Source organism: Ruegeria sp. BHSA123 (assembly GCF_059613425.1).
Map to the genome: position 1 here is coordinate 25,814 of NZ_JBXWSL010000002.1, position 15,537 is coordinate 41,350.

12 protein-coding genes are annotated in these 15,537 nt (G+C 55.8%); 7 read left to right on the forward strand and 5 right to left on the reverse strand.

The genetic code is table 11. The features are described 5' to 3' along the window. Positions 1–3 precede the first annotated feature (3 nt). Complete coding sequence (locus AC2FNC_RS01195) at positions 4–990, forward strand: MBL fold metallo-hydrolase (RefSeq protein ID WP_480516796.1); 987 nt, start codon at positions 4–6, stop codon at positions 988–990. Positions 991–1,101: 111 nt separating this feature from the next. Here AC2FNC_RS01195 and AC2FNC_RS01200 read toward each other — a convergent pair whose 3' ends face one another. The 5 genes from AC2FNC_RS01200 to miaA form a co-directional block, all read right to left on the reverse strand. Beyond that, positions 1,102–3,189: a dipeptide ABC transporter ATP-binding protein gene (locus AC2FNC_RS01200; RefSeq protein ID WP_480472418.1), complete on the reverse strand. Its 2,088-nt coding sequence runs from the start codon at positions 3,187–3,189 to the stop codon at positions 1,102–1,104. Positions 3,190–3,282: 93 nt separating this feature from the next. After that, positions 3,283–4,746, reverse strand: coding sequence for an ABC transporter permease (locus AC2FNC_RS01205; RefSeq protein ID WP_480472420.1), 1,464 nt, complete (start codon positions 4,744–4,746; stop codon positions 3,283–3,285). A gap of 13 nt (positions 4,747–4,759) precedes the next feature. After that, the gene (locus AC2FNC_RS01210; protein WP_480472422.1) at positions 4,760–5,806 is read right to left on the reverse strand and encodes an ABC transporter permease; all 1,047 of its coding nucleotides are present in this window, start codon (positions 5,804–5,806) and stop codon (positions 4,760–4,762) included. 123 nt (positions 5,807–5,929) lie between these two features. Continuing rightward, a complete protein-coding gene (locus AC2FNC_RS01215; protein WP_480472425.1) occupies positions 5,930–7,600 on the reverse strand; it encodes an ABC transporter substrate-binding protein in 1,671 nt (556 codons plus the stop codon). Between the two features lie 352 nt (positions 7,601–7,952). After that, a complete protein-coding gene (gene miaA / locus AC2FNC_RS01220) occupies positions 7,953–8,846 on the reverse strand; it encodes a tRNA (adenosine(37)-N6)-dimethylallyltransferase MiaA (protein ID WP_496714406.1) in 894 nt (297 codons plus the stop codon). Positions 8,847–8,943: 97 nt separating this feature from the next. Between miaA and pyrH the strand changes: the two genes are divergently transcribed. From pyrH to AC2FNC_RS01250, 6 genes are all read left to right on the forward strand, one after another. Then, a complete protein-coding gene (gene pyrH / locus AC2FNC_RS01225) occupies positions 8,944–9,696 on the forward strand; it encodes a UMP kinase (protein WP_209504110.1) in 753 nt (250 codons plus the stop codon). Between the two features lie 263 nt (positions 9,697–9,959). Beyond that, positions 9,960–11,186, forward strand: a complete 1,227-nt coding sequence (locus AC2FNC_RS01230; RefSeq protein ID WP_496714408.1) for an aminotransferase class V-fold PLP-dependent enzyme — start codon at positions 9,960–9,962, stop codon at positions 11,184–11,186. A gap of 48 nt (positions 11,187–11,234) precedes the next feature. After that, positions 11,235–12,659 (forward strand): cryptochrome/photolyase family protein, encoded by a 1,425-nt coding sequence (locus AC2FNC_RS01235; RefSeq protein ID WP_496714410.1) that lies wholly within the window; start codon positions 11,235–11,237, stop codon positions 12,657–12,659. 69 nt (positions 12,660–12,728) lie between these two features. Then, positions 12,729–13,940, forward strand: coding sequence for a class I SAM-dependent methyltransferase (locus tag AC2FNC_RS01240; RefSeq protein ID WP_480553338.1), 1,212 nt, complete (start codon positions 12,729–12,731; stop codon positions 13,938–13,940). Between the two features lie 11 nt (positions 13,941–13,951). After that, a complete protein-coding gene (locus AC2FNC_RS01245) occupies positions 13,952–14,392 on the forward strand; it encodes a TrgA family protein (RefSeq protein WP_480553340.1) in 441 nt (146 codons plus the stop codon). A gap of 36 nt (positions 14,393–14,428) precedes the next feature. Continuing rightward, positions 14,429–15,535, forward strand: coding sequence for an NUDIX domain-containing protein (locus AC2FNC_RS01250; protein WP_480476718.1), 1,107 nt, complete (start codon positions 14,429–14,431; stop codon positions 15,533–15,535). Positions 15,536–15,537: the final 2 nt, after the last annotated feature.

Below are 15,537 nucleotides of genomic sequence, written 5' to 3' on the forward strand. Positions count from 1 at the left end.
GATATGGATCGCAAGGATCTGAAGCCGACCATCCTGAAAGGGGACAGGGATCATCTGGCACCGGGTTTGTCTCGGCGGTCATTTTTCATGGCGGCAGGTGCTGCCGGTGTTGGCGCGACCGCTTCAGTGCTGGGGGCGAAACCGGCCGAAGCGCAATCGCAAGCCTGGTTGCAGCCAGGGAACAATAACCATGTGATTGACCTGCAGGGATCGACGGGTCAGGCCAGTGCCGGAGTTGTCGGTATCGATTATTATGGCCATTGCGCCATCAAGATCACTTCGCCCAACGGCGCAACGGTCCTGCTTGACCCCTGGCGTGATGACCCGTCGGGCGCGTGGGGGCTTTGGTTCCGCAATGAATTCCCCCAGATTCCGGTAGACATTACCCTGTCGACCCACGCGCATTTTGATCACGACGCGATCGAACGCCCAAGCTCGACCATGGTTCTGGACAGGATGGTGGGCAATTTCGAGTTCGCCGATATCAAGATCACTGGTTTTGCTGATAAACATGCCTGCGTGGCGCCGGGGTGGTACAACTGGACCAATGCACTGGCCGAGTTTGGGGTCGATGCCTGCCCACCGAACAATGTGGGTCATATGGATATGGTGGTCTATCTGGTGGAAACAGGCGGCATTCGTACGCTGATCTGGGGTGACAATCGCCATAACCCACCGCAGGAGTTTTGGGACGCCGTCGGACAGGTCGATGTTCTGACCCTGCCGGTAGACGGGTCGCAACATATCCTGAGTTTCGATCAGGGTAATGACATCGTGGCCAAGCTAAAGCCCAAGATCATTATCCCAACCCATTACCTGAATGAAGTCACGTCTTACACGCTGACCACGCTGCAATCTGCGGACGAGTGGGTAAAGGGGCAGAAAAGCTATCAGATGCTTGACAGTGCCAGCCTGAAACTGGAGGCCGGAGAGATTTCAGGCATGGATCAGGAGTTCATGCATTTCGGCAACAACGTCATGACCGGCTGAGAGTCTTGTAGGGAACCACCACTCACAAGCGTCGCCGGTCTCCTCGTGACACGCGGCGCTCACAGAAAGGGCCGGTCAACGACCGGCCCTTTCCAGTAAAGATCCGCAAACCTATTCAGCCGCGACTTTGATCACGGGTTGCATCCGTGCCAGCACCTCTTCGGACAAGTGGCACTTTACCTGATGACCCTCGGCCAATGTCTGCACTGGCGGTACATGCGACTCACAGCGACCGTCAGGCACTTCGGACTTCCAGCGACACCGTGTCTGGAACGGGCATCCCGGTGGCGGGTTCATGGCCGAAGGGATATCACCCTCCAGTACGATGTGCTGCTTTTCGACCGATGTATCGGCGATGGGAACAGCACTCAGCAGCGCTTCGGTATAAGGGTGGTAGGGGGGTGCAAAAACCTGGTCAGTTGTGCCCAGCTCGACCACGTGGCCCAGATACATCACCATTACCCGGTCGCTGAGGTATCGCACGATGGAAAGGTCATGGCTGATGAACAGCAACGTGGTTTTGTGCACGCGCTGAATTTCCATCAGCAGGTCGGTCACCGCAGCTTGCACGGAAACGTCCAGCGCTGATACGGGCTCGTCGGCCACCACGATGCGCGCATCACCAGCAAAGGCGCGCGCGATACCAACGCGTTGCTTCTGGCCACCTGACAGCTGACGCGGCATCCTGTCTGCAAAGGCGCGCGGAAGTTTCACCAGATCCAGCAGTTCCAGCATCCGCTTCTTGCGATCGGCCTCGGAATTACCAACACCGAAGATCTCCAATGCCCGGATGATCTGGCGCCCGACGGTCATTGACGGGTTCAGCGTGTCGAACGGGTTCTGAAACACCATCTGAACTTCACCAACGGTCTTTGCGTCACGCTCTTCTATGGGCACTTGTTCGATATTGCGGTTGTCCAGAAGGATCTGCCCGTCCGTGGCCGTCTCAAGACCCATCAAAACTTTGGCGAACGTGGATTTGCCGCAACCGGATTCGCCCACAATGGCCAACGTCTCGGATTCATGCGCCTCGAAACTGAGCGTTTCGTTTGCTTTCACAACCTTCTTTTCGCCACCGCCGAACAGGGCGTTTGCCGCAACCTCATAGTATTTTTTGAGGTTGTCCATCTTCAGAACGACCCTGCCGATCTCACCTTTCTCTTTCTGTTCACCCACCGTGATCGGTGCGTTCCAGTCGATCTCTTTGAATTTCAGGCAACGGGTATGGTGCCGGTCATTTCCGGGAACCGCCTCCATCAGTATGTCCTTGGCGTCACAGCGACCCTCTTCGAAATAGTCGCAGCGCGGGCCGAAATTACAACCAGGGGGCCGCTCATGGGGTAGAGGAAAGTTCCCCGGTATAGCCACCAGCGGGCGCGAATTCTTGTCGGCCCCCGGCAGCGGGATCGACCGGAACAGGGCCTGCGTATAAGGATGCTGCATCTCATCAAACACATCCTTGATCGAGCCGCGCTCGACCGCCTCACCTGAATACATCACGCAAAGCCGGTCACAGGTTTCCAGAACCAGACCGAGGTTGTGCGAAATGAACAGCATCGAGGTGCCGTATTTCTTGCCCAGATCCTTCACCAGCTCGACCACGGCAGCCTCAACCGTCACGTCAAGTGCCGTTGTTGGTTCGTCAAGGATCAGCAGCGCCGGTTTCGACATCAAGGCCATCGCGATCACGATGCGCTGCTGTTGACCGCCTGACAGCTGGTGCGGGAACGAGTTGAGCATTCGCTCGGGGTCCGGCAGGCGCACATCGGTGACAACTTCCAGAGCGCGCGAATACGCTTCTTCTGCGCTGACGCCCTCGTGAATCATGGGCACTTCCATCAGCTGCTTGCCGATCTTCATCGCCGGGTTCAGCGAGGCCATCGGCTCCTGATAGATCATCGCGATCTCATTGCCGCGTATGTCGCGCAATTCATCTGAACTCATTTCCGCCAGATCACGACCCTTGAACTTGATCGTACCGCCAACGATGCGACCGTTTTTACCAAGGTCCTGCATGACGCCCAGCGCCACCGTGGATTTACCGCAACCAGATTCACCGACCAGACCAACAGCTTCACCGGGTTGGACGCTGACTGAGAAATCCATCACAGCCGGAATTTCCCGCAGGCGGGTAAAGAAGGAAATCGACAGCTTGTCGATCTCAAGGATCGGGCCGTCATAATCCGCCATCTTGCTCATCTTGTATCTCCTCACCAGATCGAGGGGATCCCATTCATCTGGCTAAAAATATCTCGGGGGGTCCGGGGGGCTGGCCCCCCGGGCGCTTTCACATCAGTCCTTCAGGCTTTCTTCGCGCAAACCGTCGGCCAGCAGGTTCAGACCCAGAACCAGCGTCAACAAGGCCAGCGCGGGCGGCAGAGCAGGGTGCAGGTAGATCGACAAAAGCTTGCGCCCCTCGTTGATCGTCGACCCCCAGTCAGGGCTTTCGGGCGGCAGGCCCAGCCCAAAGAAACCTAAGGTTCCCAGAAGAATGGTGGTATAGCCAATGCGCAGGCAGAAATCGACGATCAGCGGGCCACGCGCGTTGGGCAGGATTTCCCACAGCATGATGTACCACGGACCCTCGCCACGGGTTTGTGCTGCCGCCACATAGTCACGGGTTTTGATGTCCATCGCCAGTCCGCGCACAATGCGGAACACGGTGGGCGAATTCACAAAGACCACCGAGACAAAGACCACCAGAATACCGCCTGGAATATCGAAAAGATCCAGATAGGTCGGCAGACCCCAGATACGATAGGCGTCGGTATTGATGATGTAGCCACCGGTCGAAATCAGAGACAGGTAGAACCAACCTGCAACCCCCAAAACTCCGATCAGCAGCGGTGTTCGGAAGTTCGGTCTGGTATAGTAGCGTGAGTTCAGCAGCACGCCGAGGAATATGATAGGGAATACGAACAAGACAGCCGCCATGTAGTTCGGCACACCGGTCGCAACGATCTCAGGTGTGACCAGCAGATAGAACAGCAGGATCACTGGGAAGGCCAGGATCAGGTTTGCAAGGAAGGACAGCAAAGTATCCAGCCGACCACCGTAGTAGCCTGCCGGCAGACCCAGCGTGATGCCAACCATGAAGGCAAATATCGTGGCAAGCGGGGCGATCTGAACAACAATCCAAGCCCCTTTGACCATGCGGCTGAACACGTCGCGGGCCAGGTTGTCGCCACCCAGCAGATACCAGGCGTATTGACCGTCCTCCAGATTGGACAGTGGCGTCCCTGGCACTTTGTTCTTCATGCCCGAGACCTGCGACAGCGGATCATGTGTAACGATCAGATCCATCGCGCCGAAAATCCCGGTGAAGACCCAGAACATCACAAGGCCAAAGCCAATCATGCCGATTGGACTGTCAAACAGTTTGCCGTAGAGGCCAAGCTTGCGTTTGAAAGCGATCGACATGGCATAAAGGATGATCAAAGACACCCATACGGGCAAAAACTGCTGGGACATGGCGCCAATTATTCCGGCGCTGGTGCCCATCAGAACGCCTAGCACAATATAGGCGAGTGCGATTCCTACACTGGCCAGGAAACTGTAACGCAGCGCCAATTGTATCAGTGTCCGCAGGCCTGAGCTTGAGCTCAACGTACCGTCCGGGTTCACCGTCATCTGGTCTTCGGGCAGCACGATGCTGGCCAGCATCCATACGGCAATGGACAAGAGCATCAGCGCAAGGCCAAGTGCAAAAAGCGGGTTCAGGAAGGCGATAGAGCCGGTCCAGGTAAGTGGTTCCATGATCTAACCCTCCTTAAGAAATGCGTATGCGCGGGTTGAGGTAGACATAGCCGATATCAGAGATCAGCTGGGTCACCAGCACCACAAAGACCGACACGACCGAAATTGCCAGTAACAGCTGAATGTCGTTATTGCCCGCGGCCTGAACCAGCGCCCAGCCGAAGCCCTTGTAGTTGAACAGGGTCTCGACGATCACCACGCCATTCAGCAGCCAGGGGAATTGCAGCATGATGACGGTGAACGGTGCGATCAGCGCATTACGCAGCGCATGTTTCATGACGATATTGGGGAAGGACACACCTTTCAGACGCGCCGTCCGGATATATTGGGCGGTCATCACTTCAGTCATCGAGGCGCGGGTCATCCGGGCAATATAACCCATCCCATAAAGCGCAATGGTCAGGACCGGCAGGAAGAAGTTTTCAAAGGTCGGGTTCTCCATCGCTTGCGTGGCCGTACCCTTGAACCACTTCAATCCAACTGCAGAAGAGGTGAAGATGGCGATAAAGATCACGCCCGAGACGTATTCCGGTGTCGCCGTCGTTGTGATGGCGAAGGTCGACAACGTCCTGTCGGTGGCAGATCCTTCTTTCATTCCTGCCAAAACACCAAGGATCAACGCAGACGGAACCATCAGCAGCATGACCCAGAGCATCAGACGGCCAGTCAGAGCCAATCTGTTGCCAACAACGGTCGAAACCTCTTCTTTGAAGACGGTCGAATAGCCCCAATACCCTTGCAGGATTCCGCAAAAATTCGGAGATTCCTCGGCGGTTTTGCCCGGCAGAATGCATCTTCCCTGAACGGTTCCGTCTTCATTCGTGTACCGATATGAGGGCAGGACACCCAGCCATTCGCCGTATTTTATCGGAGTGGATTGGAGGTAACCATTTTTGTTCAGGTAGCTCTCAACCTGCTCATCCGACATCCGAAAGTTGCCCTGCGTTTTCGCCAGCTTTTCGAGGTTCGGATAGAGGTTGGTTAAGAAGAAAACCAGGAATGTCAGACACAATGCCGTCAACAGCATGATGCCAACGCGCCTTAGAATGAAAAGTCCCATATTTGCCCCTGTGGGTCGGCTAGCGCGGGTTTCATGGAACGCCACGCTTAGCTGTTATTATTTGTTCGCCGCATTCAGGAAGAAGAGGCCGCGCCGAGGTGGCGCGGCCTTTTGTGTTTTGGCTCAGGACGTAAAGCCGAACTTATAAAGCTGCGGCAGGTCAGCGATATGCTTTTCAACACCCACCAAATTGTCGCGATGATGGCGCATCGCAGTCCGCCAATAAGGTTGGATCGTGACACCTTCGTCGATCATGATCGCCTGCAGTTTGGCCATCACTTCGCGACGCTTATCTACGTCCGCGATCGAGTTTGCTTCAGACAACAAGGCGTCGAACTCTGCATTGGCAAAACCTGATTCATTCCAGGCAACACCTGACTTGTAGGCCAGCGCCAGAACCTGGGTGCCCAATGGGCGGTGGTTCCAGTTCGTCGACGAGAAGGCGTATTTCGTCCAGTCGTTCCAGAAAGTTGATCCCGGCAGAACTGTGTGCTTGGCCTTGATGCCAGCGTCGTTCAGTTGCGCTACAACCGCAGCTGTGGTGTTACGACGCCAGTCATCGTCGATCGATTGCACTTCATGCTCAAAGTCACCCATACCCGCTTCGTCCATCAGGGCTTTCGCGCCGGCAGGATCATACGGAATGCGAGTTACGGCCGAGTCATGTTCAGGGTGCATTGGCCCGACGTGGCAGTTGTCAGCCGGAATGCCATAACCCGACATACCCAGTTCCAGACACACTTCGTTGTCCACCGCCATGGCTAAAGCCTGACGAACGCGCTTGTCGCCGTAGATTTTGTTACCGTTTTCGTCCTCCGCCAACTGGTTCGGTCGGATAACGATGGTGAAGCCCGACGGGATTTCCGAGCGCACAAGCCCAATGCCGTCGAAGATGTCGACGAATTCGCCAACAGACTCCCAGTTCATGTCGATCTCTTCGGCCTCATAAGCCGCAAGGAATGCAGCCGGGTCAGTGCCGTAGTCGATGAACTCGATGCGGTCTATATAGCCGCCTTTGCCAGCCTCATAACCCCACCATTCGAAGCCTTCGTTGCGGACCAGCACGCCTTTGACGCCAACTTCGTGGCTGTCGGGCAGCATGAAGCCTGTGCCGACCGGGTTTGAAAGCATGTCGTTTGCATCAAAGCTGCTATGAACGATAGGAGCGGGATAGTCCGCCATGCCCGGGATGATCGTGATGTCAGGCGCGTTGCACTTCAGTTTGACAGTATGGGAGTCGACAACGGTGATTGCACCGTCCGCAGCTTGCTGAGTGCTTTCGTCGATAAGCGACGCCATACGCGATGCCATCGAGTTGCCTTCCAGACCAGCGTCGCACCATCCTGCGATGTTGCGGGCCACGTCTTCGGCTGTGAAATCGTCGCCATTGTTCCACTTTACGCCCTTGCGAACGTTCAATGTGTATTCGGTGGCATCGGCGTTGGCTTCCCAGCTTTCCAGCAGCATCGGCTTGAACGAGCCGTCGTTGTTGTATTCGACGAGGTACTCCAGCCAGCCTGCTGTGAAAGTAGCAATTTGCGTCCAGTCATAAGTCCGCGGATCTTTGAGCGCGCGCACTTCCATCTGATAGCGGATGGTGCCGCCGCGCTGCGGCTCTTGCGCCGCCGCAGGCGACTGCAGACCGATCAATCCATAGGCTGCCGGTACCGCGACACCCAGCGCCGTCGCGCGGGCCAGAAATTCCCGGCGGCTAAGCTTGCCGTCACGGTATTCCTGCGCGTGCATCTCGGCCGCCCAGTGCACCTTGTCTGTGGTGATTGCCGTATTGGTCATAAATGTCTCCCTGTGACATTGATTTTGTTGATTTGTTATTGTTCTAAGCGACACGGGCTTGTCCTGTCGAAAGAAAGAAGGGTTCCGGTTTTTGGACTCTGTGCATCCCCATGCCGCTATTCGGCACCAGAATTCACTTAACGTCAACGTTCGGAATCGACATAAAATGCACAAAAGCGACGTTCCCGCAGTGTTGATACTTTGGCGCGGATTTTGTCATGTGGCGCTTCGTCAGGAGAAATCCTTGCGGAGATTCTGTGTCAAATCACTGATAACAGACGAAAAACTAATTCGTTTCCGTTGATCCGTTTACTTTGGTTGTCAAATCTTGTGGAATGAACAACACCAGATATCACTTTGAGAAATCAACGTGATTCCATGTTTTCATTCTGGCCCGGAACCACGTGCGTTGGCGTTTGGCAAATTGCCTGGTCGAGATCGTGGCCCTTTCACGGGCCTGATCCAAAGTCAGTTTTCCATCCAGATAGGCCATAAGCTCTGGCACACCAATGGCTTTGCAGGCGGGAAGAACGGGGTCGAAACGATCCCGCATGGCGCGAACTTCGTCGATTGCGCCCAGTTCCAGCATCTGGTCAAAACGGCGTTCAATCCGGTTCAGAAGCCACGCTTTGTCGACGTCGAAAACGATTGGAACCACATCTTTCAGCCGTAAGATTGGCGGTGGAGTATCGGCCTGCCAGGACATCAGGCTGCGCCCCGTGGCACGCTGCACTTCCCAAGCGCGCTGCACGCGCGCGCGGTTCTGTATATCCAGACCAGCCAGAGTCTGTTCGTCAACCCCGGCAACAAGATCAGCAAGGGTCAGTAAGTCTGCTTCGGCCCGCACCTGCACTGGGGTAGCAGGGATCTCGGCCATGCCTTCGGTCAGGGCCGTGAAATACAATCCTGTGCCGCCGACGATGATTGGCCGCTGGCTCCCGGTCAGCAGTGGCACCACTTCACGCAGCCAGTGACCGGCTGAATAATCCTGATCATAGGCGATGTGACCATAGAGCAGATGCGGTGCGCGTTCTTCTTCTTCGGCAGATGGTCGGGCCGAAATCACGCGCCAACAATCATAAACCTGACTTGCATCGGCATTGACGATGACCCCGCCATGGCGTTCGGCGATCTCCAGTGCCAGCGCTGATTTCCCGGATGCTGTGGGCCCTGCAATCAGGACAGGCTTGTCATCGGGAATAGGGGGCAATTTCCGAAATATCGCGTCTGTTGATCGCCGGGTCATATGCGGTTGCCTCAATCCTCACCAACCGCATTGAACCTGCGGAGCTTTTGCTTCATTTTGCGCCGGAAATTAACCCCGTGCCAGCCCGGAGCGCAACATGAGCCTTTCCCCGTCTTCTGAAACTGCCGAAACCCCGAAAACCACATACAAACGTGTCATGTTGAAAATTTCAGGAGAGGCATTGATGGGGGATCAGGGCTTTGGCCTGCACCCTCCAACCGTTCAGCGCATCGCGCAAGAGGTGAAATCGGTTCACGATCTGGGTGTTGAGATCTGCATGGTTATCGGTGGCGGAAACATTTTCCGGGGCCTGAGTGGGTCTGCTCAGGGTATGGAGCGGACCACAGCAGACTATATGGGGATGTTGGCCACGGTGATGAACGCACTGGGTATGCAGTCAGCCCTGGAAGAGATTGGGGTGTTCACGCGGGTTATCTCGGCCATTCGGATGGATGAGGTGTGCGAGCCCTATATCCGCCGTCGTGCCGTGCGGCACCTTGAAAAGAAAAGGGTGTGCATCTTTGCTGCCGGAACCGGTAACCCGTATTTCACCACCGACACCGCGGCGACATTGCGCGCCAATGAAATGGCATGCGAGGCGATTTTCATGGGCAAGAACGGTGTCGACGGCGTTTACGACAAGGATCCCAAGCAACATGCCGACGCGGTGCGCTATGACACGGTCACCTATGACGACGTTCTGGCCAAGCGCTTGCGGGTCATGGATGCGTCGGCCATCGCGCTGGCGCGTGACAACAACCTGCCTCTGATCGTCTTCGGTCTGGATGAGCCCGGTGGTTTCCGTGGTATTCTTGCAGGCGAGGGGACGTATACCAAGGTTCAGGGTTGAGGCCCGAACGAGACTTGGCCCAGAGTATGAGCAACTCAGCCCTGGCAGTCCCGCCGGGGCTTTTTCTTTTGCTTCAGCTTGACGGTCGCGGATGGCGCTGTCTAAGTAACGGTGTCCTTCTGCGGTGAAGGGCTGCCCGGTGTTTCGTCAGTCCATGACGCAAGCACAGGCTGGGCTGGAAGACCTGCCATGATTTCTGAGATGTCCGGAAACATGAGCGGGCATCTTGTTGATATGACAGCACAACTAAGGAGCAATGAGGCATGAGCTCTCTGGATATCAATTTCGTTCGGGCACAGTTTCCGGCTTTTTCCGAACCCAGCCTGAAAGGACAGGCGTTTTTTGAGAACGCGGGCGGGTCTTATACCTGCAAGCCGGTGATCGACCGTCTGACTCGGTTCTATACACAGCGAAAGGTTCAGCCCTACGCCCCGTACGAGGCCAGCCGTCTTGCAGGCGCAGAGATGGATGAGGCACGCACGCGCATGGCCGCCATACTGGGTGTTGAAACCGATGAGCTGAGCTTTGGCCCATCGACAACTCAAAACACCTATGTTTTGGCGCAGGCATTCCGGCAGTGGATGAAACCTGGCGAGGCGATTGTCGTGACCAATCAGGATCACGAGGCAAATTCGGGCCCTTGGCGCCGTCTGGCCGAGGCAGGGATTGAGGTGCGGGAGTGGCAGATCGATCCGGAGACCGGATCACTGAACCCGCAGGATCTGGAAAACATGTTGGACGAAAAAGTGCGTCTGGTCTGTTTCCCGCATTGTTCCAATGTCGTGGGAGAAATTAACCCGGTCACCGAGATCACTGCGATTGCCCACGCTGCAGGCGCATTTGTCTGTGTGGACGGCGTATCTTATGCCCCACATGGTTTTCCGAATATTGGCGATCTGGGACCGGATATCTATCTGTTTTCGGCCTATAAAACTTACGGCCCTCATCAAGGCTGCATGGTCATTCGCCGAACATTAGGAGAGTTGTTGCCCAACCAGGCGCATTATTTCAACGCCGATGTTCTGTATAAACGCTTTACCCCGGCGGGCCCGGATCATGCCCAGATTGCGGCAAGTGCAGGTATGGCCGATTACGTCGAGCTCCTGTGTGCTCATCACGGTGGGCCTGACATGGACGCGGCAGAGCAGGGTGCCTTTGCCCATGATCTGATGAGAGCGCATGAGGTGTCCTTATTGCAACCGGTTCTGGATGCGGTAAAGGATCGCAATGCGGTGCGTCTGATCGGCACATCAGACGCCACCCGGCGCGCGCCGACCGTTGCGCTGTCGTTGAACCGCCCGGCTGAACCTGTTGCAGCGGAACTGGCGCAATACGGCGTTATGGCCGGAGGCGGCGACTTTTATGCTGTGCGCCCCTTGAAAGCGATAGGAGTAGATCCGGCACAGGGCGTTTTGCGGGTCAGCTTTACGCATTATACCTCGCAGCAGGAGGTTGATCAGCTTTTGGAGGCGCTTGAACGCGTTTTGTAATCCACTTTCCGCCGGGATTCGTAGAATGAAGAAAACCACAGGGCGGATATGGAAAACGAGCATTCTCCGATCATCTTATGGTTCCGACGGGATCTGCGCCTGTCGGACCATCCGGCATTAACTGCAGCTGTCTCAAGCGGTCGTCCGATCATACCAGTTTTTGTTCATGACCCTCTTGTGCGACACCTTGGCGCGGCCCCGAAATGGCGGTTGGGGCTGGGTCTGGAGGTCTTTAGCGACGCTCTGACGAGGCTGGGTAGCCGACTGATCCTGCGGCGTGGAGATGCGCTTGAGCATTTGCAGACACTTGTTAAAGAGACGGGCGCAAAGGCTGTTTTTTGGTCGCGGGCCTATGATCCGGCGTCGATCACACGCGATACACAGATCAAAACGGCTCTGACCGAACTGGGGGTATGCGCAAAGTCTTTTTCCGGTCATTTGCTTTTTGAGCCCTGGACGGTATCAACAAAACAGGGCCAGCCGTTTCGTGTCTACACCCCTATGTGGCGCGCGGTTCAGCGGCGGGACGTGCCCGCGCCGGATGCGTTGGTGTCACGCTTGGCAGCGCCAGCGACTTGGCCTTCCAGTGACAGACTTAGCACCTGGCAGATGGGTGCGGACATGAATCGGGGTGCTGCAATCGTGCGTCCCCATGTCCAACCCGGCGAGCAGGCCGCCCGCGATCGCCTTGAGCACTTTCTCGACCATGTCCCCCGTTATTCCACTGACCGTGACCGATTGGATTTGGAAGGAACATCAAACCTGTCAGAATACCTTTCATTGGGCGAGATCGGGCCACGTACAGTCTGGCACAGGGTTCAACAGGCTGCGATGATGGGAACCCCCGGCACTGAGGCATTTCTGCGGCAGATGGTCTGGCGTGAGTTTGCCTATCACCTGATGTATCACTCACCGCATCTGCTGACCGAAAACTGGAAAGCGGAATGGGATGATTTCCCCTGGAACGTCGATCCGCACCATCCTGAAGTTGCCGCCTGGAGGCAGGCCCGAACCGGAATTCCTGTCGTCGATGCTGGCCTGCGACAGATGTATGTGACAGGCCGTATGCATAATCGGGCCCGGATGATTGTTGCCAGCTACCTGACCAAACATCTGATGACACACTGGAAAATCGGGATGAGTTGGTTCGAGGATTGCCTGATTGACTGGGACCCGGCCTGTAACACCATGGGCTGGCAGTGGGTTGCTGGGTCAGGCCCCGACGCGGCACCTTTCTTTCGCATATTCAACCCTCAAACGCAGGCGGAAAAGTTTGATCCGCAGGGGTCTTACCTGCGGCGCTGGATCGCCGAAGGCCAGACGAAACCCAGTGACATTGCGCTTTCTTATTTTGCTGCGGTTCCCCGGTCATGGAACCTGTGTCCGCAGGCGGATTATCCCGAACCTGTCGTGAAACTGGCGGACGGTCGAAACCGCGCCTTGCGTGCGTATGAAAGCCGAAAATCCCACTAAGGAACTGAAAACTTGCCAGAAACAAAATCGCGCCCTAGCCTGATAACTGTACCGCAGAGGGGAGAGCGGATGGTGCTGACGACGACAGAGGGGCAGTCGGATCTGCCCAGGTATTTCGCCCAGGTCTTCAAGATGCTGACCCGAATGGAGTCGGGGCGGTTGGACATTACATTGCCCGATGGCCGCACTTTTCGCGCTGAAGGGCCCAAGGCAGGGCCCGTCGCCCAGATCGACATTCACAACGGAGATGTTTTTGCCCGCCTGATCCGCGAAGGCGAACTGGGTTTTTCTGATGCCTACCTTGAGGGACATTGGAGCACGCCAGACCTCCGCTCATTCATGGATCTGGTCCATTTGGGGTCTGAGACCGTCTATGACGGATTCACTGGGAAATTTATTGTTCAGGCCTATGAACGGCTGCGGTTCTGGCTTCACCGTAATAACAGGACGCAGGCGAAGAAGAATATCTCGTACCACTATGATCTAGGTAACGACTTCTACGGTTTGTGGCTGGATGACACGATGACCTATTCCAGTGCCATTTTTGAGACCGGGCAAGAAAGTCTGGAGAAGGCGCAAACTGCCAAATACGCCAGCCTTGTCGATGAGATGGGGGCCAAACCCGGCGACCACATTCTGGAAATCGGATGCGGATGGGGCGGTTTTGCCGAATATGCCGCGAAAGAACGGGGCCTGCATGTAACCGGCCTTACGATCAGTGAGGAACAATTTAAATATGCGAAAGAGCGTATTGAAAAAGCAGGACTTTCGGATCAAGTGACGTTCAAGTTGCAGGACTATCGTGACGAGCGTGGACAATATGATGGCATCGCCTCAATCGAGATGTTCGAGGCGGTGGGCCAAAAATACTGGCCGGTTTATTTTGAAACCGTTCGCGAGAGACTGAAGCCGGGGGCGCAAGCGACCTTGCAAATCATAACGGTGGGTGACCACCGCTGGGATTACTACAAGAACGGTGTAGATTTCATTCAGAAATACATCTTTCCGGGCGGAATGCTCCCATCACCTTCGATCCTGCGGCAACAGATCAATCAGGCCGGTCTGAATGTGGTGAAGTCGAAAGAATTCGGCAAAAGTTACGACCTGACACTGCGGCGGTGGTATGAAACGTTCAACGCAAAATGGGAACAGATCGCAGATCTGGGGTTTGATGAGCGTTTTCGCCGCATGTGGAATTATTATTTGACGGCATGTGGCGCAGCCTTTGACACGCGCAATTGCGATGTGACACAGATCACCGTAGCAAAGCAAGTTAACTGACGGACCGTTATATGCCCACTGCCTCGCGTCTCGTAGCCGCCGTTTGCCTCATCGTGCTGGCCTTCATTGTCTCTGGCATGATCATCGAAAACGGTGAAGAAGGTAAGGATTATGGGTACTTTACCGTGGTCAACATGGCCCTTGGTGCGGTTTGCGGGTGGGGCATCATGGGTAAGCGGGCCGGGCGCGGTTGGACTGCTGCGATCAACAATGGGCTGACTGGTGTCGCCTCGCTGATTTTCTGGGCGCTGTTCGTGCAGGGCTGTTATGAAATGTTCCGGCTTGCCATGCGCAATCGTTACGGTGGCCCGTTCGAGGCCATACTGGCCATTTTCAAAATCGGGATTGAGTACGGTAAGCTGCTGATTTATCCGGAAATCCTGATTGCATTCCTGATTGGTGCCGTTGTCTCGGGGCTGGCCACAGAACAGGCCAACCGTTCGTGGCGCTGATCCGTTTCCTTACAAGAGAGATCGAATTTGTCTGATTTGTTTTTTTATGGAACGCTGCGGCACTTGCCGTTGTTGGAACGCGTTCTTGGCCATCCTCTGAGCGAAAGCAAAGCACGGCCCGCCCGACTTCGAGGCCATGCTGTCCATTCTGTTCAGGGGCAGGATTTCCCGATGATCCTGGAAACGGAAGGCGCCAGTGCCGAAGGGTTGCTCGTGCAGGACTTGTCGCCTGAGGATCTGGCCAGGCTGGATTATTACGAAGGGTCTTTCGACTATGATCTGAAGCCTTTGAAAGTCGAATTAGAAGACGGGACCGAGGCCGAAGCGCAGGTCTTTTTTCCGGCACCCGATGCATGGAGACCGGGTGATTTGTGGTCGCTTCAGAACTGGGCGGACAGATTGGGCGAACTCACAACGCTCGCAGCTGAGGAAGAGATGGCCTATTTCGGGAAGGTCGCCCCCCGGGTCATGGCCCGCAGTATTCGCGCCACGCAAACGCGTGCCTGGTCGAAGATTATGGCCGGGCAGCGGCGAACCGGTGATCCGCGGGACATTGCAAAAGACGTGATCGTGCATCGCCATGACCGGGTGTATCTCGATTATTTCGGGATGGAGGAAATCGATCTGCAACACCGGCGGCATGACGGCAGCATGGGTCCGGTGCTGCGCCGTGGAAGCTTGTTGCAGGGCAGTGCGGTCGGCGTTCTGCCCTATGATCCGGTCCGTGATACCGTTTTGATCGTGGAACAGTTCAGACCGCCGGTTTTCCTGAACAACGATCCGGAACCCTGGCTTTGGGAAGCGGTGGCCGGGATGATTGATCCGGGCGAGACACCCGAACAGGCCGCGCATCGCGAGGCGATGGAGGAGGCGGGTATTCGTTTTGACAGGCTGGAATATGCCGGCGGGGCCTATACCTCGAGCGGATCTTCCACCGGGTTCATGTATCTTTATGTTGGTCTGGGTGAGTTGACACACACCACAATCACTGGCGGCCTGGACACAGAAGGTGAAGACATCCGCAGTCAAATCTTGCCGTTCGATGAATTCATAGACTTGACGGATCGTCATGTTTTCAAGGATCTACAATTGGTGTCTCTGGCTTATTGGCTGGCCCGCCATCGGGACAGATTGCGCGGGTGACT